The 24533-nt window shown below is 68.2% G+C and carries 23 protein-coding genes; 13 read left to right on the top strand and 10 right to left on the bottom strand.

All coding sequences use genetic code 11. The features are described 5' to 3' along the window. Window positions 1–33 precede the first annotated feature (33 nt). Window positions 34–1380 (top strand): collagenase, encoded by a 1347-nt coding sequence (locus tag ACFOWZ_RS37785; protein WP_382378754.1) that lies wholly within the window; start codon window positions 34–36, stop codon window positions 1378–1380. Window positions 1381–1384: 4 nt separating this feature from the next. Here ACFOWZ_RS37785 and ACFOWZ_RS37790 read toward each other — a convergent pair whose 3' ends face one another. The 3 genes from ACFOWZ_RS37790 to ACFOWZ_RS37800 are packed head-to-tail and all read right to left on the bottom strand — an operon-like array spanning window position 1385 to window position 3514. Then, window positions 1385–2326, bottom strand: coding sequence for a LysR family transcriptional regulator (locus tag ACFOWZ_RS37790; protein ID WP_382378755.1), 942 nt, complete (start codon window positions 2324–2326; stop codon window positions 1385–1387). Window positions 2327–2347: 21 nt separating this feature from the next. Beyond that, window positions 2348–3241 (bottom strand): hypothetical protein, encoded by an 894-nt coding sequence (locus tag ACFOWZ_RS37795; RefSeq protein WP_382378756.1) that lies wholly within the window; start codon window positions 3239–3241, stop codon window positions 2348–2350. A gap of 3 nt (window positions 3242–3244) precedes the next feature. Beyond that, entirely contained in the window at window positions 3245–3514 is a 270-nt protein-coding gene (locus ACFOWZ_RS37800; RefSeq protein ID WP_382378757.1) for a hypothetical protein, read from the bottom strand. Window positions 3515–3551: 37 nt separating this feature from the next. Here ACFOWZ_RS37800 and ACFOWZ_RS37805 point away from each other — a divergent pair, with 37 nt between their 5' ends. Both ACFOWZ_RS37805 and ACFOWZ_RS37810 read left to right on the top strand, forming a co-directional pair. Beyond that, the gene (locus ACFOWZ_RS37805) at window positions 3552–3725 is read left to right on the top strand and encodes a hypothetical protein (protein WP_382378758.1); all 174 of its coding nucleotides are present in this window, start codon (window positions 3552–3554) and stop codon (window positions 3723–3725) included. Between the two features lie 225 nt (window positions 3726–3950). Further along, entirely contained in the window at window positions 3951–5327 is a 1377-nt protein-coding gene (locus tag ACFOWZ_RS37810; RefSeq protein WP_382379026.1) for an aminopeptidase P family protein, read from the top strand. 58 nt (window positions 5328–5385) lie between these two features. Here the strand turns inward: ACFOWZ_RS37810 and glpK (ACFOWZ_RS37815) are convergent, their stop codons facing one another. Then, window positions 5386–6876, bottom strand: a complete 1491-nt coding sequence (glpK, locus tag ACFOWZ_RS37815; RefSeq protein WP_382379027.1) for a glycerol kinase GlpK — start codon at window positions 6874–6876, stop codon at window positions 5386–5388. Between the two features lie 25 nt (window positions 6877–6901). Then, the gene (locus ACFOWZ_RS37820; protein ID WP_382378759.1) at window positions 6902–7666 is read right to left on the bottom strand and encodes an IclR family transcriptional regulator; all 765 of its coding nucleotides are present in this window, start codon (window positions 7664–7666) and stop codon (window positions 6902–6904) included. Window positions 7667–7920: 254 nt separating this feature from the next. Between ACFOWZ_RS37820 and ACFOWZ_RS37825 the strand changes: the two genes are divergently transcribed. From ACFOWZ_RS37825 to ACFOWZ_RS37840, 4 genes are all read left to right on the top strand, one after another. Continuing rightward, window positions 7921–8676 carry an MIP/aquaporin family protein gene (locus ACFOWZ_RS37825; protein ID WP_382378760.1) on the top strand — a complete coding sequence of 252 codons (756 nt, stop codon included), beginning with the start codon at window positions 7921–7923 and terminating at the stop codon, window positions 8674–8676. Window positions 8677–8703: 27 nt separating this feature from the next. Continuing rightward, window positions 8704–10221, top strand: coding sequence for a glycerol kinase GlpK (glpK, locus tag ACFOWZ_RS37830; protein WP_382378761.1), 1518 nt, complete (start codon window positions 8704–8706; stop codon window positions 10219–10221). Between the two features lie 27 nt (window positions 10222–10248). Further along, a complete protein-coding gene (locus tag ACFOWZ_RS37835; protein WP_382378763.1) occupies window positions 10249–11856 on the top strand; it encodes a glycerol-3-phosphate dehydrogenase/oxidase in 1608 nt (535 codons plus the stop codon). Between the two features lie 427 nt (window positions 11857–12283). Continuing rightward, window positions 12284–13198 (top strand): glycoside hydrolase family 6 protein, encoded by a 915-nt coding sequence (locus tag ACFOWZ_RS37840; RefSeq protein ID WP_382378764.1) that lies wholly within the window; start codon window positions 12284–12286, stop codon window positions 13196–13198. On the opposite strand, the gene ACFOWZ_RS37845 is transcribed toward ACFOWZ_RS37840, so the two are convergent. The 3 genes from ACFOWZ_RS37845 to ACFOWZ_RS37855 form a co-directional block, all read right to left on the bottom strand. Further along, window positions 13192–14025 carry a helix-turn-helix domain-containing protein gene (locus ACFOWZ_RS37845; protein ID WP_382378765.1) on the bottom strand — a complete coding sequence of 278 codons (834 nt, stop codon included), beginning with the start codon at window positions 14023–14025 and terminating at the stop codon, window positions 13192–13194. The two genes, ACFOWZ_RS37840 and ACFOWZ_RS37845, sit on opposite strands and share 7 nt — an antisense overlap. Window positions 14026–14089: 64 nt before the next feature. Continuing rightward, window positions 14090–14491 carry an SsgA family sporulation/cell division regulator gene (locus ACFOWZ_RS37850; protein ID WP_030467299.1) on the bottom strand — a complete coding sequence of 134 codons (402 nt, stop codon included), beginning with the start codon at window positions 14489–14491 and terminating at the stop codon, window positions 14090–14092. A 291-nt stretch (window positions 14492–14782) separates the two neighbouring features. Next, a complete protein-coding gene (locus ACFOWZ_RS37855) occupies window positions 14783–15208 on the bottom strand; it encodes a hypothetical protein (RefSeq protein ID WP_382378766.1) in 426 nt (141 codons plus the stop codon). Between ACFOWZ_RS37855 and ACFOWZ_RS37860 the strand changes: the two genes are divergently transcribed. Further along, window positions 15207–15932, top strand: coding sequence for a sugar isomerase domain-containing protein (locus ACFOWZ_RS37860; RefSeq protein WP_382378767.1), 726 nt, complete (start codon window positions 15207–15209; stop codon window positions 15930–15932). The two genes, ACFOWZ_RS37855 and ACFOWZ_RS37860, sit on opposite strands and share 2 nt — an antisense overlap. Before the next feature lie 4 nt (window positions 15933–15936). Here the strand turns inward: ACFOWZ_RS37860 and ACFOWZ_RS37865 are convergent, their stop codons facing one another. Further along, a complete protein-coding gene (locus tag ACFOWZ_RS37865; RefSeq protein ID WP_382378768.1) occupies window positions 15937–16878 on the bottom strand; it encodes a pirin family protein in 942 nt (313 codons plus the stop codon). A 62-nt stretch (window positions 16879–16940) separates the two neighbouring features. Between ACFOWZ_RS37865 and zapE the strand changes: the two genes are divergently transcribed. Next, window positions 16941–17894 (top strand): cell division protein ZapE, encoded by a 954-nt coding sequence (gene zapE, locus ACFOWZ_RS37870; RefSeq protein WP_382378769.1) that lies wholly within the window; start codon window positions 16941–16943, stop codon window positions 17892–17894. A gap of 61 nt (window positions 17895–17955) precedes the next feature. Beyond that, on the top strand, window positions 17956–18792 hold the full coding sequence (locus ACFOWZ_RS37875) for an ion transporter (RefSeq protein ID WP_382378770.1): 837 nt from the start codon (window positions 17956–17958) through the stop codon (window positions 18790–18792). Here ACFOWZ_RS37875 and ACFOWZ_RS37880 read toward each other — a convergent pair. Beyond that, window positions 18782–21454: a hypothetical protein gene (locus ACFOWZ_RS37880; RefSeq protein ID WP_382378771.1), complete on the bottom strand. Its 2673-nt coding sequence runs from the start codon at window positions 21452–21454 to the stop codon at window positions 18782–18784. The genes ACFOWZ_RS37875 and ACFOWZ_RS37880 overlap by 11 nt on opposite strands. A 645-nt stretch (window positions 21455–22099) precedes the next feature. Between ACFOWZ_RS37880 and ACFOWZ_RS37885 the strand changes: the two genes are divergently transcribed. The 3 genes from ACFOWZ_RS37885 to ACFOWZ_RS37895 all read left to right on the top strand — a co-directional run bounded on the left by ACFOWZ_RS37885 (window position 22100) and on the right by ACFOWZ_RS37895 (window position 24475). Next, the gene (locus tag ACFOWZ_RS37885) at window positions 22100–22942 is read left to right on the top strand and encodes a geranyl diphosphate 2-C-methyltransferase (protein WP_382378772.1); all 843 of its coding nucleotides are present in this window, start codon (window positions 22100–22102) and stop codon (window positions 22940–22942) included. Continuing rightward, window positions 22942–24006 (top strand): family 2 encapsulin nanocompartment cargo protein terpene cyclase, encoded by a 1065-nt coding sequence (locus ACFOWZ_RS37890; protein ID WP_382378773.1) that lies wholly within the window; start codon window positions 22942–22944, stop codon window positions 24004–24006. The genes ACFOWZ_RS37885 and ACFOWZ_RS37890 overlap by 1 nt, the downstream gene beginning before the upstream one ends. Before the next feature lie 292 nt (window positions 24007–24298). After that, window positions 24299–24475, top strand: coding sequence for a hypothetical protein (locus tag ACFOWZ_RS37895; RefSeq protein WP_167979012.1), 177 nt, complete (start codon window positions 24299–24301; stop codon window positions 24473–24475). Window positions 24476–24533: the final 58 nt, after the last annotated feature.

The raw sequence follows: 24533 nt of genomic DNA on the forward strand, positions 1-24533 counted from the left end.
CCGAGCACCTCACATCCCCTGCGGAGGACACCGATGCGATTGTTGGCACTCGTCCTGGCTCTCCTGGCCGGACTCCTGGTCCCGACGGCAGCGCACGCCGCTCAGGGCTCGCCGACCAGTCCGCTGCTGCCGCCCGAGGTGGCGCGGAACCTGCACCCGCACAGCGCACCCGAGTCGACGATCTACGCGGCCGTCACCGACTACCCGGCCGAGCTGCGCGCGTTGACCCACGTGCTCGACAACTACACCGAAGCCGACGACGCCACCGTGCACGCCGGCATGATCATGCTCTACTACGGCCACGCGAGCCCCGAGTTCCTCGCCGCGGTGAAGGCCGATCCCGCGATCTTCCGGGCGCTGCGCCGGTTCGTCGTGCGGCACCTCGACTTCTTCGGCACCGCCCGCGCGTACCTGGTGCACAACGCCACCCGCGAGCTCGGCCGGTTCCTGCAACACCGCGACCTCGTCCCGCGCGTCCGCCCGCTGCTGGCGGACCTCGCGTCACGCGGCGACGTCGTCGGCAGGCTCGCGCCGATGTGGGTGGGCGTCGCCGAAATGGTCGACTGGTACGACAAGGCCAACTGCCGCACGTACCGCACGTGCGACTTCCGCGAACGCATCAACCGCAGGGTGCTCGGCATCCGGTACACCTGCAGCGCCACGCTGAAGATCCGCGCGCAGCAGCTGACCACCGACGAGCTCCGCCGGACGTGCACGAGCCTCGCCGGTCAGGACGCGGTGTTCCACCGGATCGCGCAGGACCCCGGCCCGGTCGCCGGCGACCTCAACACGACGCTGGAGGTCGTGGTGTTCGACTCCAGCAACGACTACCGCACGTACGCCGGGGTGCTGTTCGACATCGACACCAACAACGGCGGCATGTACCTCGAGGGCGACCCGGCGAAAGCGGGCAACCAGCCCAGGTTCATCGCGTACGAGGCCGAGTGGCTCAAGCCCGAGTTCCAGATCTGGAACCTCAACCACGAGTACACCCACTACCTCGACGGCCGGTTCGACATGTACGGCGACTTCACGGAGAACATGAGGACGCCGACCGTGTGGTGGGTCGAGGGCTTCGCGGAGTACGTCTCGTACCACTACCGCGGCGTGACCTACGACCGGGCGCTCGCCGAGGCGAAGCTGCGCACCTACACGTTGAGCGCGCTGTTCGACACGACCTACGACCACGACACCAAGCGCGTCTACAACTGGGGTTATCTCGCGGTGCGGTACCTGCTGGAGAAGCACCCGGAGGACGTGGCGGCGGTGCTGGCGCGGTACCGGGTGGGGGACTGGGCCGGTGCGCGGGACCACGTGACGCGGGTGATCGGGACGCGGTACGACGCGGACTGGTCTGCGTGGCTCGGCACGGTGGCGTGACGGCTCACCTCGTCGAGGCGAGCACCGCGCCGCGTTCCTCCCACCACGGGCGGAACACCGGACTTGCCAGCGCCTGGTCGGCGTAGGCGCCCAGCACCTCGGTGAACACGCGGCTGGCCTGGCTCCAGGTCAGCCGCTCCCGCCGCCAGCAGAACACCAGGCGCATCCGCAGCGGGGAGCCCGCCAGCGGCCGCACCACCACGCCGGGCCCGCCCTGCGAGGTCGGCTCGACCAGCTGCACGGCCTTGCCCGCCGCGATCAGCTGCCGGCCGGCGCCGCTCGGCACCTCGAACCGGATCCGCGGCACGAACCCCACCGCCCGGCAGGCCGCGCGCAACGCCGTCAGCGAACCGTCCTCGGCACCCGGCGGTCCCACCCAGGCCTCACCGGCCAGGTCGGACAGTTCCACCTCGGAGCGTGCCGTCAACGGGTGATCGGCGGGCAGTGCGATGTAGATCGGCACCCACGGGACGACGATCCGCTGCGCCACACCGCGCGGCAGTCCGAGGTCGCCCTCCTCGTCGACCGCGATCACCGCCGCGTCCAGGTGTCCCTTGCCCAAAGCGAGAGCCAGGGCCGTCGACGACGGGTCGACGTGCAGCGTGACGTCGGACAGCACCTCCTCCAGGCGCGAGAACAGCACGGCCACGCACTCCATGTGCACGGACCCGAACCGCACCGGGCCGCCGACCGGCACCGTCGCGCCGAACGCCTCCAGCTCCACCAGCAGCAACCGTGCCCGCTGGAGCATCTGGGCGCCGAGCGGCGTGGGCACGGCGCCGGAGCGGCCGCGGTCGAAGAGCTTGCCGCCGACCATCCGCTCGACCCGTTGCAGCAGCGTCGTGAGCGACGGCTGGGAGATGCCGAGCTGCGTCGCCGCCCGCGAGAGGCTGCCCGCGTCGCCGATGGCGCAGATCGCCCTCAGGTGCCGGATCTCCAGTTCCATAGCGCGAGGCTATACGGAGGTTCAGCAGGTGCGCTCGAGCTCGGCCTCGGATCGGGCGAACTCCAGGCGCACGTCGTTCGACCGCGGCAGCACGAGGGCGACACCGTCCCGCTCGTTCCACCCCTTCGGCAGCAGGAAGCTCTGGCCGCCCGACTGCAGCACCAGCACCAGGCCGTCGTAGCGGAACCGGTAGGCCGACTCCGGCGCGGTGCACGTGGTGACGGTGACGCCCGGCCCGCGGACCCCGATGTCCTTGGTGCTGAACACGGTCGTGCCCTGCATGCCGCCGAGCTTCGTCTCGTACTCGTAGCCCCTGGCCGCCCCGACCGCGGTCGAGTAGTCGGTGACCGCCCAGAACAGGCCGATGGTCGCCAGCACGAAGGTGAACGTCCACTGCATCACCGGGACGGCGCCCGAGGCGAGCTTGCCGGAGCTGGCCGCGTGCAGCCGTTCCGCCACGGGGAACATGACCACGCCCAGCGCCACGCACAGGCCTGGCAACCCGGCCATTTCGTAGAGCAGGGAAGGCCACGCGATGCCGGTGAGCCCGAGCAGCAGGAGCAGGAACCCGAGCACCACCAGCACCGGCACGGCGCGCTTGGTCAGGGTGCGCCACGTCCGGGGCGCGAGGGTCGCGTGCAGGAAGCGGTAGCCCCACAACGCCGCGAGCCCCGCGGCCGCCAGCACCGTCAGCGGGACGAACATGCCGTCCGCACTGCGGATCAGGTAGTCCGACGCGGACAGGCCGAGCACCGAGTAGTGCACGCCGAACCATTCGCAGAAGTACGTCGCGTGCCGGGTGCCGAAGTAGAACAGCAACGCGGTCAGCACGGTGGTCGGCGCGAGCAGGGAACCGAAGACCCGCAACGCCTTGGAGGGCGCGTCGTCCTTCGGTCTGGCAGGTGCGGCGCGCACGGCTCAACCCGGGGTGCAGTTCGTCTTGTTGTTGACCCTGAACGTGATGGTGCCCTTCTCGTACAGGGGATCGGGCACCTTGATGCCGCCGTCCTCGTCGATGAAGCAGTCCTGCTCGTTCACGATGGACGGATCGACCACCAGCGCGTACCCGACGCACAGCTTCTTGCCGGGGCAGACGTCGGCCAGCTCGTCCACCATCCCCGCCCAGGCGTCGGGGAACGCCTGGCCGTCGCGTGACTCGATCGACCCGCGCAGGCTGGCCGGGAACACCCAGCGGTCCGGCGGTTTCGGTGGTGGCGGTGGCGGCTTGGTCGTTGTCGTTGTCGTCGTGCGGGGCGGTCCGGGCGGCGGCTGGTGCGACCGGCTCGTCGTGGTCGTCGGCACCGGATCCGCGCTGGTGGTGGTCGGCGCGCTGGTCGTCGCCGTGGTCGTGACCTCGGCCCGCGGCATCGCCCGAGGCGTACCGGGCGAGGGCGGCTGACCGCAGGCGGCCAGTGTCGCGGCGGTCAGGAGACAGACGGGGAGTCGGTGGTTCATGGCGGATGCCTCCTCTCGTACGTAGAGGCCTGCCGCCGGCCAGTGGATACACCCGGCGAGTTCCATAGCTCGAACCTATGGCCAACTGGGATTGGTGCGATCACCCGGACCCACGCACGCTGGGCACAGCCCAGCGAGAGGACGAAGAGTGGCCCGCACACGCCGTGACATGGCGAAATTGGTGGACGCGGACGGTTTCCGCACGTACATCCGCGACAGCTGGGGCGAGTGGGACAGCTCGATCGACCTGCCGGAAGGCGCCGCCGAGGCAGCCAGGGCCCATCGCAGCAGGCTCGTCGAGGCACTGCCCGGCAAGCGGATCGCCCTGGCTGCGGGCCGCGCGCACGTCCGGTCCAACGACACGTTCCACGAGTTCCGCGCCGACAGCGACTTCGTGTGGCTGACCGGGTGCCAGGTCGAGGGCGCGGTGCTGGTCCTGTCCGACCAGGACGCGACGCTGTTCGTGCCGGTCCCGAGCGAGACCCACAGCGTCGACTTCTTCGGCGACGCCGACCGCAGCCCGTTCTGGATCGGCGCCGCCGCCGGGCCGAAGGAGTGGGGCGAGGCGCTCGGCATCACGGCACGCCCGCTGGAGGACCTCGCGCACGCCCTGCGCGGACGCCACCCCGAGACGCTCACGGCCAAGGGCGTCGACCCGTTGCTCGACGCGCTCACCGGCTCGCACAGCGACGAGCTGCGCACGGTCCTCTCCGAGCTGCGCCGCATCAAGGACGACTGGGAGATCGACCAGCTGCGCCAGGCCGTCGACGCGAGCGTCATGGGCTTCGCGGACGTCGCCATGGAGCTCGGCCAGGCCGTGCGCGGCGGGGGAGAGCGGTGGCTGCAGGGCACGTTCGACCGCCGCGCCCGCACCGAGGGCAAGGGCCCCGGCTACACCTCGATCGTCGCCGCCGGCCCGCACGCCCCGGTCCTGCACTGGACGCGCTGCGACGGCCGCGTCAACGAGAACGACCTGCTGCTGCTCGACGCGGGCGTCGAGATGAACTCGCTGTACACGGCGGACGTCACCCGCACGTTCCCGGTCAGCGGCGAGTTCAGCGGCCCCCAGCGCCAGGTGTACGACCTGGTGCTGAAGTCACACGTCGCCGCGCTCGCGGAAGTCAGGCCCGGCAACGACTACAGCGCCTTCCACCACACCGCCATGCGCGTGCTCGCCGAGGGTCTGCACGACTGGGGCCTGCTGCCGGTCAGCGTCGACAAGGCGCTCGACCCGAGCGGCCAGCACCACCGGCGCTACATCGTCTGCGGCACGGGCCACTTCCTCGGCCTGGACGTGCACGACTGCGCCGACGCCCGTCAGGAGACCTACCAGCAGGGCATCCTGGAGCGCGGCATGGCGCTGACCGTCGAGCCCGGCCTGTACTTCCACCCCAACGACGAGACGCTGCCGCCGGAGCTGCGCGGCATCGGCGTGCGCATCGAGGACGACCTCGTCGTCACCTCGACCGGCGCGGACGTCCTGTCCGACGCCCTCCCCATCGATCCCGACGACATCGCAGCCTGGGTCCGCAAACAGCGCTCCTAATCTCGATGAACGGCGCATTTGTCCACCTCAGGTGGACAAATGCGCCGTTCATCGAGAATCAGGACGGACTGGAGCGGGCCCACGCGAACGTGAGTTCCACGGCCCGCTTCCAGTTCGCGTACTCGTCCTCGCGGTGCCGGGCATCCATCACCGGGTTCCACCGCGCGGCCAGATGCCAGTTCCGCCGCAGTCCCTCGAGGTCCGGCCAATATCCGGCGGCGAGTCCTGCGGCATACGCGGCACCCAGTGACACGGTCTCCGCCACGAGCGGCCGCTGCACCGGGATGTCCAGCACGTCCGCGATGAACTGCATCAACAGGTGGTCGGCGGTCATCCCGCCGTCCACCTTCAAAACGGGCGTCGGCGCGCCGAGGTCGGCGTTCATCGCGTCGACCACCTCACGCGTCTGCCACCCGGTCGCCTCCAGCACGGCTCGCGCCAGGTGGCCCTTGTTGATGTACGACGTCAGCCCGACGACCAGCCCGCGCGCCTGCGCGAGCCAGTGCGGCGCGAACAGCCCCGAGAACGCCGGCACGATGTAGCAGCCGCCGTTGTCCTTCACCGTGCGCGCCAACGTCTCGATCTCCGGCGCGCTGTGGATCAGCCCGAGGTTGTCGCGGAACCACTGCACGAGCGACCCGGCGACGGCGATCGAACCCTCCAGCGCGTACGCAGGCTCACCGCCGATCTGGTAGCCGATCGTCGTCAGCAACCCGTGCTTCGACCGCACCAGCTCGTTGCCCGTGTTCATCAACAGGAACCCGCCGGTGCCGTACGTGCCCTTGATCGAGCCCTTCTCGAAGCACGTCTGCCCGAACAACGCCGCGTGCTGGTCGCCGAGCGCCGCGGTGATCGAGATGCCCGGCACGACCCGCGTGGTCGTGCCGGAGATCTCCGTCGACGGCCGGATCTCGGGCAGCATCGACGCGGGCACGCCGAAGAACTCCAGCAGCATCGGATCCCACTGACGGGTGCTGAGGTTCATCAGCATGGTGCGCGACGCGTTGGTCACGTCCGTGACGTGCAGGCCGCCGTTCACCCCGCCGGTGAGGTTCCAGATCAGCCAGGTGTCCATGGTGCCGAACAGGACGTCGCCGCGTTCGGCCTTGGCCCGCAGGCCCGCCACGTTGTCGAGCATCCACCGCAGCGACGGCGCGGAGAAGTACGTCGCGAGCGGCAGGCCGCAGCGGTCGCGGACCTCCTCGATGCCCGGCTGCTTCCCCAGCTCCGCGACGAGTTCCTCGGTGCGGATGTCCTCCCAGACGATCGCGCGCCCGACGGGGACACCGGTGTGGCGGTCCCACAGCACGAACGTCTCGCGCTGGTTCGTGATGCCCAGCGCCACGACCTGGTCGGAGGTGATTCCCGCCTGCCGCAACGCCTGCGGCATGATCCGGTCGACGTTGCGCCAGATCTCCACGGCGTCCTGCTCGACCCAGCCGGGCCGCGGGTGGTACTGCCGGTGCTCGCGCTGGGCGACCGCGACCAGACGGGCGTTCTGGTCGAACACGATGCAGCGGGTCGACGTCGTCCCCTGGTCGATCGCCATCACAAACCGTTGCACGCCGAGCCCCTCAGTTCTCGTCGACGAGAGAAGCGGTGACCGCCTCGGCGGCCTGGATCACCTGGCGCACCAGCGTCGCCCGCGGCCGGCCCGTGGAGTCGCACAGCCGGTCCGCGGAGCCCGAGATGCCGATCGCGCCCACGACGAGCCCGCCGGGGATCCGGATCGGCGCGGCGATGCTGGCCTCACCCGGCATGTACTCCTCGGCCTCACCCGCCCAGCCCTGCGCGCGCACCTCCGTCAGCACCCGTTCCAACGCCTGCGCACGGACGATCGTCCTGCGGGTCAACGACGTCAGCTCCCTCCGGCGTGCGGCCGCCGACAGATCCGGGTCGTACGCGAGCAGCACCTTGCCGAGCGCCGTCGCGTGCAACGGCAGCATCGCACCGATGCCCAGGGTCTGCACCGAGTCATCCGGCCGGAACACGTGGTGCACGACGAGCACGGCGCCGTCGTGGTGCATGCCGATCCTTACCTCCTGGCCCGACCTCGCGGCGAGGGTGTCGGCCCAGTTGATCGATCGAGAACGCAGCTCGTTCGCGTCCAGGTAGGACGTGCCCAGGTGCAGCAGCGCCGCGCCGAGGCGGTAACGGCCCGTCGCCTGGTCCTGTTCGACGAACTCGACCCGTTGCAGGGTGCGGAGAATCCCGTGCGCGGTTCCTCGCGCGAGACCGAGCGAGTCGGCGATCTCCGTGAGACCGTGATGGCCGGAGCCACGCGCGAGGAGCCGCAGCACGGCTGCGGCGCGTTCGATCGACTGGATGGGTCCCGGCACGGCGGCAAACGTAATTCAGACGACCCGTGTCGGCAATGTCGAACTCGCTCGCACGCCCGCTGACCTGGAAAACCACCGGAAAACCGCTGGAGACGCGGCGTTCGAGCACAGAGTGACCGATTGGTCACGCGATGGGGTTCACCGGGTGTCGACATTGTCGAAACGCGCCCGTTGAGCAGGAGTGACGCAGGTCATTACGTTCCGCGGCAGTCACCACGGGGTGATCAGCCGCTTAGAACGAATGGGAGGCCAGCGTGGGTCTCGGGTCAGTGTTCCTCAGCGAGGTGCTCGGTACGGGCGTCCTGCTGTTGCTGGGTGCGGGTGTGGTGGCCAACGTGCTGCTCGCCAAGTCGAAGGGCATCGACGGCGGTTGGCTGTTGATCAACTTCGGCTGGGGCCTCGCCGTGTTCGCCGGTGTGTACGTCGCCTACAAGTCGGGCGCGCACCTCAACCCGGCCGTGACCGTCGGCATTCTGACCAGTGGTGCGGCTGAGTACGCCCCTGGTGTCCCGGTCAGCGCGGGCTCGACGATCGTCTACTTCGCGGGCGAGATGCTCGGTGCGTTCCTCGGTGCGGTCCTCGCGTGGCTCGCCTACAAGCCGCACTTCGACGAGACGCCCGACGAGGGCCTCAAGCTCGCCGTGTTCTCCACCGGCCCGGCGATCCGCAGCTACGCGTGGAACCTGGTCTGCGAGATCATCGGCACGTTCGTGCTGGTCTTCGTGATCCTCGCGTTCGGCAAGACCCCGACCCAGATCGGCCCGCTGGCCGCGGCGCTGCTGGTCGTCGGCATCGGCGCCTCCCTCGGTGGCCCCACCGGCTACGCCATCAACCCGGCCCGCGACCTCGGCCCGCGCATCGCGCACGCCCTGCTGCCGCTGTCCTACAAGGGCACCGACGGTGAGGCCATCGGCAAGAAGGACTCCGACTGGAGCTACTCGTGGGTGCCGGTCGTCGGACCGCTCCTCGGCGGTGCCATCGCCGGTGTCGTCGCCTCGCTCGTGTTCTGATCTGACCATCCCGAAAGGACAGTTTCGATGACGCAGTACGTTCTCGCCGTCGACCAGGGCACGACCAGCACCAGGGCGATCATCTTCGACCACAGCGGCTCCATCGTCGCCGTGGGCCAGAAGGAGCACGAGCAGATCTTCCCGCGGGCCGGCTGGGTCGAGCACAACCCGGTCGAGATCTCCGAGAACACCCGGTTCGTGATCGGCCAGGCGCTCGCCTCCGCCGACCTCAACACCGGTGACCTCGCCGCCGTCGGCATCACCAACCAGCGCGAGACCGCGGTGGTGTGGGACAAGAACACCGGCGAGCCCGTCTACAACGCGATCGTCTGGCAGGACACCCGCACGCAGGCGATCGTCGAGGAGCTCGGTGCGCTGGGTGGTGGTGCCGAGCGCTACAAGGCGAAGGTCGGCCTGCCGCTCGCGACGTACTTCTCCGGCCCCAAGATCCGCTGGATCCTCGACAACGTCGAAGGAGCCCGTGAGCGCGCCGAGGCCGGCGACCTGCTGTTCGGCAACACCGACACGTGGACGCTGTGGAACCTCACCGGCGGCCCCAACGGCGGTGTGCACGCCACGGACGTGACCAACGCGTCGCGGACCATGCTGATGGACCTCGACACGCTGCAGTGGGACGCCGAGATCGCGGGCGAGATGGGCATTCCGCTGTCCATGCTGCCGGAGATCCGTTCCTCCTCGGAGGTCTACGGCAACGGCGGTCCCGGCGGGGTGCTGAAGGGCGTGCCGATCGCGGGCATCCTCGGCGACCAGCAGGCCGCCACGTTCGGCCAGGCCTGCTACGAGCCCGGCACGGCCAAGAACACCTACGGCACCGGTAACTTCATGCTCCTCAACACGGGCACGGAGAAGGTCGCGTCGAAGAACGGCCTGCTGACCACGGTCTGCTACAAGATCGGCGACGAGGCCCCGGTCTACGCGCTGGAAGGCTCGATCGCGGTCACCGGCTCGCTGGTGCAGTGGCTGCGCGACAACCTCGGCATCATCGGCTCGGCCCCGGAGATCGAGACGCTCGCACGCTCGGTCGAGGACAACGGCGGCGCGTACTTCGTGCCGGCGTTCTCGGGCCTGTTCGCGCCGTACTGGCGTGCTGACGCCCGTGGTGCGGTCGTGGGTTTGACTCGCTTTGTGAACAAGGGCCACCTGGCGCGTGCCGTGCTGGAGGCGACGGCGTTCCAGACCCGCGAGGTCCTGGACGCGATGAACGCAGACTCCGGCGTGCCGCTGACCGAGCTCAAGGTCGACGGCGGCATGGTCCAGAACGAGCTGCTGATGCAGTTCCAGGCCGACGTCCTCGACGTTCCCGTGGTGCGTCCCGTCGTCGCCGAGACCACCGCTCTCGGTGCCGCGTACGCCGCAGGTCTGGCCGTCGGTTACTGGTCCGGTCTCGACGAGCTGCGTGCCAACTGGGCCGAGGACAAGCGCTGGACGCCCGAGCTGGCGGCCGACGAGCGCGAGCGCGAGTACCGCAACTGGAAGAAGGCCGTCACCAAGTCGTTCGACTGGGTCGACGCTGACGTTCGCTGAGTTGGTTCTCTTTCTGAGGAGCTGAAGTTGTTCGCGAGGCTGGATCCGGTTCGGCGTGCTGACGCGGTGCGGTCGTTGGGCTCGACGGAGTTCGACGTGCTCGTGGTCGGAGGTGGTGTGGTCGGCGCGGGCGCTGCCCTGGACGCGGCGTCCCGCGGCCTCTCCGTCGCGCTGGTCGAAGCACACGACTGGGCAGCGGGCACGTCGAGCCGGTCCAGCAAGCTCGTCCACGGCGGGCTGCGGTACCTGGAGCAGCTGGAGTTCAAGCTGGTCCGGGAAGCTCTGAAGGAACGCGGCCTGTTGCTGCGCCGGCTCGCACCGCACCTGGTGCGGCCGGTGCCGTTCCTCTTCCCTCTGGAGAAGCAGTGGGAACGCGCTTACGTCGGCGCGGGCGTGATGCTGTACGACCTGATCGGCGGCGCGGGGGCCGTGCCGATGCACCGGCACCTGTCCCGTTCGAAGATGGCCGCGGTCGGGCCCTCTGTTGATTCCTCGGCCTTCGCTGGCGCCATTCGTTACTACGACGCGCAGATGGACGATGCGCGGCTGGTGCTGACGCTGGTCCGCACGGCTGCTCAGCACGGGGCCACGGTGTTGTCGCGGGCGCGGGTGACGTCGCTGCTGCGGTCCGGTGGTCGCGTTACCGGTGCTCAGGTGTCGGTGGACGGGTCGGTGGTCGACGTCCGTGCGCGGCGGGTGATCAGTGCGACCGGTGTGTGGACCGACTCGCTGAACTCGATGTCTCCTGGGGCGTCGCCGTTCCACGTGCGGATGTCCAAGGGTGTGCACGTTCTGGTGGACCGGTCGAAGATCCAGCTCGACGGCGGGCTGATCACGCGGACCGAGAAGTCGGTGTTGTTCGTCATCCCGTGGGGGCGGTACTGGATCATCGGGACCACGGACACGCCGTACTCCGGGGATCCTGACTCCGTCGTTGCTACTTCCGAGGACGTCTCCTACATCCTCGACCACGTCAACGCCGTGCTGCGTTCCCCGTTGAGCGTTGACGACGTCCTCGGCACGTACGCAGGACTGCGGCCGTTGCTCGACGGCGCTTCCGGCGACACCGCCAAGCTGTCCCGTGAACACGCTGTCGCGGAGCGGGAACCCGGGTTCTTCGTGATCGCAGGCGGCAAGTACACGACCTACCGCGTGATGGCCGCCGACGTCGTCAACTCCGCGGTCAAGGGCCTCGGAAAGGTTGTTGCTCCTTCGCTGACCGCCAAGCTGCCGTTGTGCGGCGCGGTCGGGTACCACGAGCTGTGGGCGGACCGGGCTCGAGTTGCCTCCGAGTCCGGTCTGTCCACGTCCACTGTGGAGCGGCTGCTGCAGCGGTACGGGTCGGCGGTGTCGGACGTGCTGGCGTTGGTGGCTCAGGATTCTTCGCTTTCGGCCGATGTGGCCGGGTATCTGGCGGCGGAGATCGTGTACGCCGTCACGCACGAGGGTGCCTTGGATCTTGAGGACGTGTTGGCTCGGCGTACTCGGATCGCGATTGAGCATCTTGACCAGGGTGCGTCTGTGGCCGGTGTTGTTGCGGACCTGATCGCCGGGCCGTTGGGGTGGTCGGACGCCGAGCGCGAGGCTGCGGTGCGGGTTTACCGGGACTACGCGACGGAGATGGCGGCGAAATGAGATGGACAGCGCGGAGCTGATCGAGCGGTTGCGGCGTGAGGGTGGGTTTCGGCTGTTGCCGCTGTTGGGTGGTACCGGGCAGGTTGCCGGGGTGCATCTGAGTCGGTTTCTGCCTGGCGGACACCTCGACGTGATCCAGGCGTGGGACGAGCGTTGGGCGGCCTATGCTCGGCTGCCCAATACGCTTGACCCTGCGGCGCCGTTTCTTGGACCGGGGGACGGGACTGTTCGCAGTGGGGCGTTTTCGCGGGTGGTGGCTCCGTTGTTGCCGCTTCAGTCTGGGGTTCGTTAGGGGCGCGACAAGCGCTGTGGCACGACTCGTGACGGGACCAACCCACCGGAACTCCACGCTGAGGACGGGCTCGGCGTGACTTACCGGCTCTTAGGCGGGGTCTGCTTGTGTGTCTGCATGATTCGAGTACTTGCGTTGGCCCTGCTCGCCGTTGTGGTTGCTGCACCGGCTGCTCAGGCTGCCAGTCCCGTTGGTATGACTGACGGGTTCTATGTTGATCCTGACTCCAACCCTGCTGTGTGGGTGCGTGAGCATGCTGGGGATGGGCGTCAGGCTGCCATCAAGGCGAACATCTCCACCAAGCCGATCGCACGCTGGTTCGGCAACTGGAGTGGTGACATCAAGACCTCGGTGTCGGGCTACGTGAACAAGACCGGCACGAAGCTGCCCGTCCTGGTGGCCTACAACATCCCCGGCCGGGACGCGTGTGGCGGCCACTCCGGTGGTGGCGCAGGTACCCCGGCGGCCTACCGCGCCTGGATCTCTGCGTTCGCGGCTGGCATCGGTAGCCGTCCGGCGGTTGTCGTCATTGAGCCGGACTCGCTCGCGGACTTCAACTGCATGGACAGTGCCAAGATCGCCGAGCGCACGGCGATGATCAAGTACGCCACCGAGCAGTTCAAGGCCAAGGCGCCCAACACGTGGGCCTACCTCGACGCTGGAAATGCTCAGTGGGTACCGGCTGACACCATGGCCGGCAGGCTCGACGCGGCGGGCGTGCGCAACGTTCGCGGCTTTTCGATCAACGTGTCGAACTACCACACCACGGCCGTCTCTACGGCGTACGGCAACGCGGTGAACGGTAGCTTCTCCGGCTTCACCAAGCCGTACGTGATTGATACGAGTCGTAATGGCAACGGGCACAACGGGGAGTGGTGCAATCCCGGTGGGCGGAAGTTGGGCACGCCTGCTCGTACCGGTGGGGGTGCGGAGATGTTGTTGTGGGTCAAGGTTCCTGGGGACTCCGACGGGCGGTGTGGGAAGGCGCCTGGAGTGGATGCCGGGAAGTTCGACCCGCAGTTGGCCTTTGATCTGATCTACGGCTACTGAGTCCTGGTCAGGGCGCGGACCGGGGCGCCCAGGGCCTGCACGTGCTGGGTGAGGGTGCGGCGGGTCTGGTGTTCGTTCAGGGCCACGGTTTCGAGGTGGTCGAAGAGGGTTCGGCACCTCGTCACGGCCGTGTCGTCCTGGGCGAACACCTTGGCCACGTCGGATTCCGCGTAGACGAGTGGGGCGGCGTTCTCGAACTCGTAGAGCGTGCACTTCGGGTGCAGGGCCGACGAGGTGGCTTCTGCCGGGATGATGCGGACGATGTTCGACTCGGCCAGGAGGCGTTCGTACTGGTCCTGCATCACTCGGGTGTCGCCCAGGCGGATTCGCAGGGCCAGTTCGTGGACGTAGAACGTGCACTCGGGGTGGGTGGGGCGGCGCATGACCGTTTGGCGGTCGAGGGTTTCCACCGGGTCCTGGAGGGTGTGGGACGTGGCCGCTTGGAGGGCGCGGGCGTAGGCCGGGGTGTGCAGGAGGGGGTGGATCGAGATCACGTCGTAGGCCGTGATCTTGGTGGCCGCCGCCTCGGTCATGGCGAGCGTGCGCTGGTTGTCCGGGTCCTGGACCAGGTACGCGTCGAAGGCGTTGCGGTAGCGGTTGAGGAAGTCCTCGAAGAAGTCGACGTCCTTGCCGCACACCGTGAGGTACTGGGCCAGGTCGACGGCGCTGGCCCTGATCTTGCCGTGCTCGATGTTGCTGACCTTGCTGGGGTCCCAGCCGAGCTGGATGGCCATGGCTCGGCCGCGCAGGCCGGTGAAGCGTTGCCTCAGGCGGCGCAGCTCGTCACCGAGGTCGCGGCTGTAGGCGGTGGAGTTCGTCGTCGTCACGCAATTCAAGCTATGGCTTGGAATTACTCCATGGTACGGGCTCGTTCGGGTGAAGATGTGGTGCCTAGTCGAGGAGCTTGCGCATCTCGGCTTCGAAGTCGAAGTGGTCGTTCTCGTGTCCCGGGGCGACCACGTCGTAGGTGGAGTTGAGGAACTCCTGCAGCTCCGAGGAGCGCACGTGGAAGACCGCCTGCGAGACGTCCGACCGCAGCTCGAGGACGGCGGTCGTGGAGTTGTGGGGGCGCAGTCGCACGTCGCCGGCGCCGCTGGTGGTGATCAGGCCGTCGGCGAGCAGGTCGCGGCTCACGAGCCACACCGTCTCCTGGCGTCCCATGCGGAACGTCATGGTCACGGCGTGCGGGTCGTCGGCGCGGTAGCCCAGCTCGACCTCGACGGGCATGGGGCGCCCGGACGGAGCGATGAAGGCGAAGACGGACTCGGCGCCCACTCGTGTCACGTTCGTCATGCCCCCTAAGACGCACGGCAACCTCCGTGGATGCCTCGCTCAGGAAAAGCGATCGGAACGTGATTTTCAATGGTCCCGAAGTATGACTTTTGACAACCAGGAGGCAGGCGGGGTGAGACGTGCGTCACTATTGCGTCTGACCTGCGGGTTCGTCCTCGGCGAAGTTGGTCTTGAGCGGCCTGGGGACGGCCTGGAAGGGCAATCGGCGGGACTGCTCGTCACTCCATTCGGAGTAGAGGGCAAATGGGCTTTCTGTAGTCAATTCGGCACTGAAAGTGATGCGTTGGGCGGTCAGCGATAGGCGCCCTGGACCACCGGACGGATGAGGATCTCGTTGACGTCCACCGTCGGCGGCTGGCTGACCGCGTCGAGGATCACGCAGGCGATGTCGGCGGGATCGACTGGGTCAGGCCCGTGACCGCCCACTTCGTCGCGGAGCAGAGGTTGCCCGACGGACGCCGCGGCCTGCGTGTTCAGGACCTGGGTGACGAGCCCGTTGAGTTGGTCCCGGTCGGTGACGTCGCGGGAGGTCGGCAACGCGCGGTCCGGTCCGCCCGGTTGCGCGGCGAGGTCGGTGAGGGTGCGGTGGCGGCTCCGATGCCGCGGGAGGCGCCGGTGATCAGGAAAACGGGATCGTTCACAGAATTGAGGCTGGTCAAGCACGACAGTTTGGTCTAGACCATGGAGGTCGACCGTCTGCTGTGAGGAGCTGCTCATGGACTTTCTCCACGACTTCGGTGCCGCGATGCGCGAGCACCTGCGGCTGGTCGAGGACCGCAACGCCGCCGCTCTCGACGTGGTGGCCGGGCGGATCCTCGACGTCGTGCGTGCCGACCGGCTGGTGCACGCGGCGGCCGCGGGGCACAGCCTGGCCGCGGTGCTCGAGACCTTCTACCGCGCCGGCGGGCTGGCGTGCGTGCGGCCGTTGTTCCACCCCGGTTTGCTGCCGCTGCACGGGGCCGAGGCCAGCACGCAGCTGGAACGGGTGCCCGGACTGGCCGCGACGCTGGTGGCGCAGGCTCAGGTGCAACCCGGTGACGTGGGAATCATCTTCTCCAACTCCGGCGTCAACGCCTTCCCCGTGGAGATCGCCGACGAGCTCAAGCGACGGGGTGCCTTCGTCGTCGCCGTCTCGTCCCGGCCCCACATGGACAAAGCTCCTGCGCGGTCGTTCGCCAAGCTCGGCGACCTGGCCGATCTGGTGCTGGACACCGGGATCCCGGCCGGGGACGCCGTGGTCTCCACGCCGAGCGGCACCACCGGGGCGCTGTCCACGCTCTGCTCGGCGTTCCTGTGGAACCTGCTGCTCGTCCGCCTGACGACGCTGGCCGCGGCGAACGACGTCACCGTCCCGCTCTGGCAGAGCGCCAACCTGCCCGGTGGGGACGCCGCGAACGAGCGGTACCTCGGTCGCTACCGGACGCAGGTGCCGATGCTCTGACGAGTCAGACCGGGTTGCCGCGCGGGCGGAGACGGCCACCGGGGAGCGGCGGCGCGGGCAGACGTGCGCCGCCGTAGCCCTGCACGCGGCCGAACCTGTCGGTCTCCGCCTGCCACTCGTCCCGGTACGCGACGATCTCGTCGTGCGTGCGGCCCACGAAGTTCCACCACATCACGATCTCCTCGCCGAACGGCTCGCCGCCCAGCAGCACAACCCTTGCGCCGCCGACGGTTGAGAGCGTCAGCGTCGCGCGGCCGGTGCCGGTGTAGCCGAGGTCGCCGGGGGACAGTGTGGTGCCTTCGACGGTCACGTCACCGGTGTCGAGCAGGACGCCGTGTTCGAACGCCGTCGCCACGTCGAGCTCGATCGTCGCGCCCGCGGAGAGGATGATCTCGGCGCCCAGCAACGGACTGAAGGTCGTGACAGGGGAGGCCGAACCGGCCAGCGAACCGAGGAAGACCCGGATCTCCGCGCCGTCGAGAGTCACCGTCGGCGGGGCGTAGTGCTGGAAGTTGCGCGGGGCGTCGCGGTGGGCGTCCGGCAGGGCGAGCCAGAGCTGCACGCCGTGGAGCACGGTGGACGACGCGGTCGAGACCTCGGAGTGCGCGATGCCGCGGCCGCCGGTCATCAGGTTCAGCTCGCCGGGACGTACGAACGCGTGCACGCCGAGGCTGTCGCGGTGCTCGATCTCGCCGGTGAAGAGCCAACTGACCGTTTGCAGGCCCGTGTGGGGATGCGGCGCCACGTCCATGCGGACCTCGTCCGGGCCGTAGTGGTCGCAGAAGCACCACGCGCCGATGAGCGACCGTTGTTTTTGCGGCAACGTCCTGCGCACCGACATCGCACGCGGACCGCCCAGCGGCACGTCCCGCGGGCCCAGGACCTCGACGCCGCCGGGGGCGGAGGTGCACGTCAGTTCGGCGGGCTCGGCTTCGACGTTGCTCACACTCCTGATCGTAGGCCGTTCACGGGCAGGCGATCTTTGTAAGCTGGGCGCCGGGGGTAACTGTGGATCTTCACGCCAGCCTGCTCGCACGAGTGTTGAGCAGCGGATATGACCTGGACGACGCACAGCTCGCGGCCGTTGACCGGCTGGCCGCGCTGGGGGAGCGGCGCAGGGGCGTCTACCTGCACGGGCCGGTCGGCCGGGGCAAGAGCTTCCTCGCGGACGCGTTCTTCGACGTGTTGCCCGTGCGCAAGAAACGGCGCGTGCACTTCCACTCCTTCTTCCGCGAGCTGCACGCACGGATCTCCGAACGGCTGCACGAGCGCGGCGCGGTCAGGAAGGCCGTGGACGAGCTGATCGGACGCAGCCAGGTGCTCGCGTTCGACGAGTTCCACCTGCACGACGTCGGTGACGCGATGCTCATGACCCGGCTCTTGGAGGCGCTCCAAGACCGCAAGGTGATGATCATCGCCACGTCCAACTACCCGCCCGACGGACTGCTGCCGAACCCGCTCTACCACGACCACTTCCTGCCCGGCATCGCGCTGGTGAAGGAGCTCATGGACGTCGTGGAGCTGCAAGGCGCCACGGACTACCGGCACCTGCGCGGACGGCCGCGGTCGCGGTTCGAGACCGGCGAGATCCGCACGCACGCGGACCTTCCGGCGACATCCGTCGTCCTGAACGTCAACGGCCGTGACGTCACCGCGCTCGGCACGGCCGGGAAACGGATCTGGTTCGACTTCGGCGACCTGTGCGAGAAACCGACGTCGACCCAGGACTACCTCGTGCTCGCGGACCGCTTCGACGACTGGGTGATCACCGCCGTGCCGCGGCTCGAGACGTGCGATCGCGAGGCGCAGCAACGGTTCGCGAACGTCGTGGACGTCCTCGTCGACGCCGACGTCCGGCTGACCCTGGTGAGCGACCACCCGCTGGCCGAGATCGTCGGGGGCGAGGCGCTCGACCTGGCCCGCACCGCGAGCCGACTGGAACTGATCAACACGACCGGGTGATCAGCTCGGGCTCACGTCCGGCCGATAAGGCCCTTGTCCCCACGGCAAGGAGTTGTCCGGCATGACGTTGCGCGCCCGCATCGGTGAGGTAGTCGAGAGCACGCGGTTCCAGTGGATGATCATCTGTGTGATCGTCGTCAACGCGATCACGCTCGGAGCCGAGACGTCGCCGTCGATCGTGGCGCAGAACGGCGATCTGCTCAGCACGATCGACCACCTGGCGCTCGCGATCTTCGTCGGCGAGCTGGCCGCGCGGCTGTACGCGTTCGGCTGGAGGTTCTTCCGCGACCCGTGGAACATCTTCGACTTCGTGATCGTCGCGGTGGCGTTGCTGCCGGCCGCCGGTCCGCTGTCGGTGTTGCGGTCCATGAGGATCCTGCGGGCGCTGCGGCTCGTGGCGATGGTGCCGAGCATGCGCCGGGTGGTCACCGCGCTGGTGAAGTCGGTGCCCGGCCTGATCTCGCTGACCGGCCTGCTGGTGCTCCTGCTCTACGTCGGCGGCGTGATCGCGAGCAACCTCTTCGGCGACTCCGGGGACCCGCGGTTCGCCGACCTGGGCTCGACGCTGCTGACCCTGTTCCAGATCACCACGGGCGACGGCTGGTCGGACGTCATGCGCGACCTGATGGTGCACCAGCCGTTCGCGTGGATCTTCTTCCTCTGCTACCTGCTGGTCGGCACGTTCACCATGCTCAACCTGTTCATCGCGGTGGTCTGCAGCGCGATGGAGTCGGACGTGCAGCAGGTGCCCGCACCCCGTGCCGCGACGCACGACGACCTGCTGCTGCAGGAGGTCCGGGCGCTGCGGGACGAGGTGCGCGCACTGCGCCAGGGATCCCGATCGGCGACGCCGCCGTACACCGATCGGGACCCTGCAACCCCCGCTGTCACGGGGTGACCGGGACGTTCGTCAGACCTTTCCTGGCACGGGTGACCGTGTTCGAGGCGTGGACGACGTTCGGGTCGGCCGAGCACTTCGACGTGGACGTGATCTTGACGGCGTACTCGCCGACGCCGCCGAGGTCGGAGGTGTTGCCCCGCCACACGTTTCCGCAACCGTTGGCGAACGACGGCGTCGTGCTCGGGTTGTGCGTCTCGTAACCGTTCGCGAACACACCCGGCGTGGCGAAGGTGCCGGTGTTGTTCTCGATGCGATAGCCGATGCCCTTGACGTCGATCCACGAGTCGGCGGAGTTCTGACCGGAGATGCCGCGGCCGTCGAAGGTGTTGCCGGAGATCAGGCCGTTGTGCGTGCCCTCCTTGACGTCGATCGGTTCCGCGGCGATGCCGGGACCGATCCTGTTGCCCAGCACCTGCACGCGGTCGGACCTGTCGACGCCGCCGGAGTTGCCGTGGCAGGCCCAGTTCGAGTTCGCCGATCCGATGTAGACGCCCTCGCCGTACCCCTTCTGCACCAGGCCCGCGTCCGTGATCGTGGAGTTCTTGATCACGCCGTCCGCGGACGAGCGACGGAAGTGGACACCCTCCTCTTCGGTCTTGGAGACCTTCACGCCGTCGATCGTGACGTGGTGGGAGTTGTCCAGCACGATGCCCTTCTTGGACTCCGTGACGCTGAACCCCTTGAGGTTCCAGTACGGCGCGTTGAACAGCCACAGGCCGTAGCCCGAGTCCCACCCGGCGGTCGGTGCCGGGCAGGACGGTGCCTCGCCGGACGGGCCGTCGTTGATCAGCACCGCGGTCGACGGGCCGGTGAGCGTGATCGGTGCGCTCGCGGTGCCGGCCTTCGTGGTGACGAACGAACCGCGGTAGGTGCCGGGCGCGAGCGTGATCGTCTCACCGGGTTTCGCGTTGGCCAGCGCGGCTTTCAGCTCCTCCGCGGTCGTCACGGTTCCCTCGGCCGGCGGAGGCTCGGAGCCTGGCAGGTTCTTGAGGAACAACGACTTCGCCGCGTCGGTCTTCGTGGCGTCGACGCCGTGACCGCCGGAGTAGTCGCGCTGCTCGTTCTTCGCCCAGTCCGCGATCGGAGTGCCGCCGATGTCAAGATGCCTGTACGCGCTGCCGTTCCAACCGAACTGGTAGATCCGCTGCCGGTCGTTGTAGTACGGCTGGTAGGCGCCGTCGGTGGCCAGCTGCTTGGCCATCTCGTTGTTGAAGAAGACATTGCGCGGCCCGGTGGCACCCGACCACTTCACGGCCTTCTTGCCCGCGCCCCACCAGATCGGGAACCAGTTCGAGTCGTCGGGACCGCCGCCGCCCTCCTCACCGCAGTTCGCACGGCAGTTGCCGGAGCGGTGCGCGTAGGAGACGCGGACAGTGTTGTTCTCGAACAGGTTGTTGCGCTCCCACCCGCCGTGCAGGTTCAGGTCGGAGTCGAAGTCGTTGCCGATCACGACGTTGCCCGACGCGGACCACTGGAACGTGAAGTGCCGCAGGTTGCGGGAGGTGTTGCCCGCGTAGAGCGAGTCCCACACGCGCGAGCCGCGGAAGTAACCGTTGCCGCCCTTGCCCTTGTTCCACGAACCGTCGAGGTAGTTGTCCACGATCTGGAGGTTCTTGGCCTCCTCGGTGACGATCGGATGCGATCCCGTCATCTCCGCGCGGATGCCGCGCACCCACGAGTTCGCCGCCCACTTGAACACGATGCCGTGCATCTCGTCGGCCGGCGCCATGTTGCCGTAGTTGTTGACGGCCTCGGCGGGGTTCAGGTCCGGCATCGCCTGCGTGAAGCCGAAGTTCTCGAACCCGACGCCGAGGACCGGGTCCACCAGCGGCGACACCTTGGAGTCGTAGGTCGCCCCGTCAATCGCCGGTGAGCCGTCCGAGGTGGAGTTGACGGGGACGTCGAACTCCAGTGGTTTGTCGAGCGTCACCGCGCTGCCCGAGACAGAGGCGACGGTGAAGATCTGCTGGCGCATGTGCATGTTCAGCAACGGGTGCGGCGTGCCGGTGGCGAACTGCTGCTCGTAGAACTTGACCGAGTTCGCGGCACGGACGTTGACGAGCATGCCGGCCTTGATGTTCGTCGTGGACTGGACCTGGACGACCCTGTCGCCGGCCTTGGCGGCCGTCTTGACCTTCGCGCCCGCCTTCCAGTGCACGTTCACCGTGCCCTCGAAGATGTCCTTGCGGTTCTCCGGCGCCGCCGCGTAGTCGCTCGCGTAGGCCGTGTGCACACCGCGGGACTGGACCCGGAACAGGCCGCGGCCCGGCCACAGCCAGCCGCCCTTGCCCTGCCCGAAGGTCATCCCGTCCTCGTCCCAGTCCGATCCGTCCGGCGTGAGCGCGTCGTAGCGGGTGTTCGCGTCGGGCGTGTAGACGATCTTCGTGGCGGTCGCGCCGGCACCCCTGATGATCAGGTGGTCGGCGTCCACGTGGAGCTCTTTCGACACCTTCAGCTCACCGGCGGGCAGCGTGATGAGGCTGAGCTTCGAATAGCTCGCGGTGGGCGAACAGTTCGTCCTGATGGAGTCGATCGCGGCCTGGAGTCCGGCCGAGTCGTCGGCGGTGTCATTCGGGCGGACGTTGAACTGCGACGCGAGTTCCGTTGACGTGATCTGGCAGTCCGCGTCCGGGTTCAGCTCATTGTTTCCGGGCAGCACGCCATTGCCGCGATACCCCGCTTTCGACCAGTCGTAGAGGCCGGAAACAGGGGAACGTCGATTGCCTGACGAGACGTCCAGGCCCGTCAGTGCAGGTGCAGCGGTCGCCGTCGTCACCGGTACGGCCAGCGAACCGATTAAGAGCAGGGTGAGCAGGGGTGTGGATGGTCGTGTCATTCGACAACCCTCTTCGGCAGGGCGGGGGCTGTTTCTTTGTAGTCGAGGGTTGCATATGTGTCAAACATTCACATTCTTGAAATAGGGAATCCTGAAATGCTTTTCAATGACGACTCTTTGCCTGTTCGGACAGTTCTCGGGGCAGCTCACGGCTCTGAATCGTGTGAGCCGATTGGGCCGGTTGCGAGCTGAGTGGGCCCGCGCGCGACCTCGGCGCTCGTGCCGGATTTCTTCCCCGGTGGCGTGGAATCCTGCCCTTCGTGTCATCCGGTTGGACGCGGAGAACCCGCGAAAGTGGGGTATCGCACGGGTTGCGCGGGTGAAGAGGGCCACGCAGATGCAAGATCCGCCGCACCCGTTCGTGACCGAACCAACCCTGAACGGCGGATCGCCGGTTGGGCCAAAGGCTGCAAAGGTCGATTGCTGTTCGGCAGTGAGCGTTCCAACGAACAGGAGCACCACAGGATCATGGCGAGCCCCACTGTGAAGCCGGTTCTGCGCACCGACTACCAGCGTTCCGTCGCGGACTACTGGAACAAGGAGAAGGACCCGGTCAACATCAAGCTCGGTGAGGTGGACGGGCTCTACCACCACCACTACGGGCTCGGTGCGTACGACCCGGCCGTGCTGGAAATGGGCGACGACGCGATCATCGCGGAGATGCACCGGCTGGAGACCGCGCAGGCCGAGGTGCTGCTCGACGCGTTCGGTGACGTCCCGTTCGGCGGCAGGCTGATGGACGGCGGCTCCGGCCGCGGTGGCACGAGCTTCATGGCCAACGGCCGCTTCGGGTGCCAGGTCGACGGCGTCAGCATCTCCGAGCAGCAGGTCGCGTTCGCCAACGCGCAGGCGTCCGAGCGCGGTGTCTCGGACCAGGTCCGGTTCCACTTCAAGAACATGCTCGACACCGGCTTCGAGACCGGGGCGTTCAACGGCATCTGGACCAACGAGACCACGATGTACGTGGACCTCCAGCAGCTGTACGGCGAGTTCGCGAGGCTCATCGCGCCCGGCGGCCGGTACGTCTGCATCACCGGTTGCTACAACGACCTGACGGGTGGCCGCTCCCGTGCGGTCAGCCAGATCGACCAGCACTACATCTGCAACATCCATCCGCGCAGCGAGTACTTCAAGGCGTTGGCGGACAACGGTTTCGTGCCCATCAGCGTCGTCGACCTCACGCCGGACACGATCCCGTACTGGGAGCTGCGCGCGAAGTCGTCGGTCGCGACCGGCATCGAGGACCCGTTCCTCGCCGCGTACAAGGAGGGCAGCTTCCACTACCTGCTGATCGCGGCGGACCGCGTCTGATGAGGGACCTCCTCAACGGGCCGTCCGGGCTGGGCACTTCGGCTGCCCGGCTCGGGCGGCCCGAGGCCGTCGAGCTGCCGCCGGAAGCCGGCTACGCGGAACGCCCGTGGGGTGACGGCACGGCACCGCCGTTGTACGTGCCGGTGGTCGAACGCGAGGACGCCCTGCTGGCCGCCGCCGTCGACGAGCGGCTCATCGCGTGGGCGGGGGAGTGCGGTTTCGAGGAGCCGGAACGGTTCCTGGGCGGGATGTTCGGCCGGCTCGCGGTGCTCACCCACACCGACACCGACGACGTGGACCAGCTGCTGATCGCGGCGAGGCTGAACGCGGCGTGGTGGGCCGCCGACGACCTGTACGCCGACAGCACCGAGATGGGCGCGGTCCCTGCCGAGCTGCCACCGCGGCTCGCGCTGGCGATGGCCGCGATGGACCCGGTCGCGCCCGCGGCCGAGTTCACCGACGAGCTGGAGGAGACGATCGCGGCCGACCCGGTGCTCGTCGGCCTGCGGTCGGGCATCGCGCACCTGACGGCACGCAGCACACCGACCGTGGTGCAACGGGTCTGCTACTCGACGTTCGCGATGTTCGTGTCGTGGAGCGCCTACGCGGCCTGGCGGCACACCGGCAACTACCCACCGGCGTGGCAGTACCTGGCGACGCGGCAGCACGACACCTTCTACACGTCGATGACGCTGATCGACGCGGTCGGCGGCTACGAGCTGCCGGCGCCGTTGTACTACGACCCGCGGGTGCGTCAGCTGCTGACGTCGGCGGGCACGGCGTCGGTGATCGTGAACGACCTGGTGTCGGTGGAGAAGGACGCCGCCGACGAGAAGCCGGTGTGCAACATGGTGTTGCAGATCGCGGCCGACCGGGGGTGCTCGATCGCCGAGGCCACCGAACGGACAGTGGAGCTGCACAACCAGATGGTGCGCGACTTCGAGGCGGGGCACAGGGAGTTGCTTTCCGTGCCGTCGGTGGAGCTGCACCGGTTCCTGAAGGGCACCAAGGCCTGGATGGGCGGCGGCTTCGAGTGGCACACCACGCATCCGCGTTACAAGTGACGTGTTCGCCCGAGCCGCGCCGTGCGCGTGGCTCGGGCGGATCCTTTTGTGGTCCGGGATTCCGGCCACCGCGCGCTATCCACGGCCGCGCATGATCACCCTCACCGCACGGCAGCCGCTCGACCTCGGTGCGTTAGTCCACTGTGGACGATCGGTTCACCCTTATGTCGCAACGGACAAGCGCATGTTCGCGCTGATCACGGGGTATTCGGTGATCCCAAACCCCAGGTCCCGCGTCCGGGTGACCGTCCGGACGTGTGCGGCACCGCTTCGGTCGTGAGGAGTGGTTGTGATGGCCCACCTGCGTCGTCTGGTCGACGTTCGTACCGGTGACGAGTTCGATCAGCCGGTTCCCTTCGGCCTGGTGTACCCGGTGTGCACCGCGGACGGGTCCGCGCCGCCGAGTCAGCGCGGCAGGACCTGGGAACACCTCGTGGCGAGCGATCGCGAGCTGCGGCCGGTGTCCTGATCCCGTGTGAACGGTCCCCGCACCGGGTATTGCCTGGTGCGGGTGGCCCGGTCGGGCG

The sequence above is a fragment of the Lentzea rhizosphaerae genome (assembly GCF_042649515.1).
Lineage (GTDB): Bacteria > Actinomycetota > Actinomycetes > Mycobacteriales > Pseudonocardiaceae > Lentzea > Lentzea aerocolonigenes.

What these genes read in the sequence shown, in the direction of transcription:
- ACFOWZ_RS37855 (WP_382378766.1), bottom strand. Translation starts at nt 15,208, where the DNA reads ATGAGCAGCTCCTCACAGCAGACGGTCGACCTCCATGGTCTAGACCAA.
- ACFOWZ_RS37785 (WP_382378754.1), top strand. Translation starts at nt 34, where the DNA reads ATGCGATTGTTGGCACTCGTCCTGGCTCTCCTGGCCGGACTCCTGGTC.
- glpK (WP_382378761.1), top strand. Translation starts at nt 8,704, where the DNA reads ATGACGCAGTACGTTCTCGCCGTCGACCAGGGCACGACCAGCACCAGG.
- ACFOWZ_RS37890 (WP_382378773.1), top strand. Translation starts at nt 22,942, where the DNA reads ATGAGGGACCTCCTCAACGGGCCGTCCGGGCTGGGCACTTCGGCTGCC.
- ACFOWZ_RS37860 (WP_382378767.1), top strand. Translation starts at nt 15,207, where the DNA reads ATGGACTTTCTCCACGACTTCGGTGCCGCGATGCGCGAGCACCTGCGG.
- ACFOWZ_RS37895 (WP_167979012.1), top strand. Translation starts at nt 24,299, where the DNA reads ATGGCCCACCTGCGTCGTCTGGTCGACGTTCGTACCGGTGACGAGTTC.
- ACFOWZ_RS37850 (WP_030467299.1), bottom strand. Translation starts at nt 14,491, where the DNA reads ATGACGAACGTGACACGAGTGGGCGCCGAGTCCGTCTTCGCCTTCATC.
- ACFOWZ_RS37810 (WP_382379026.1), top strand. Translation starts at nt 3,951, where the DNA reads ATGGCGAAATTGGTGGACGCGGACGGTTTCCGCACGTACATCCGCGAC.
- ACFOWZ_RS37875 (WP_382378770.1), top strand. Translation starts at nt 17,956, where the DNA reads ATGACGTTGCGCGCCCGCATCGGTGAGGTAGTCGAGAGCACGCGGTTC.
- ACFOWZ_RS37790 (WP_382378755.1), bottom strand. Translation starts at nt 2,326, where the DNA reads ATGGAACTGGAGATCCGGCACCTGAGGGCGATCTGCGCCATCGGCGAC.
- glpK (WP_382379027.1), bottom strand. Translation starts at nt 6,876, where the DNA reads ATGGCGATCGACCAGGGGACGACGTCGACCCGCTGCATCGTGTTCGAC.
- ACFOWZ_RS37885 (WP_382378772.1), top strand. Translation starts at nt 22,100, where the DNA reads ATGGCGAGCCCCACTGTGAAGCCGGTTCTGCGCACCGACTACCAGCGT.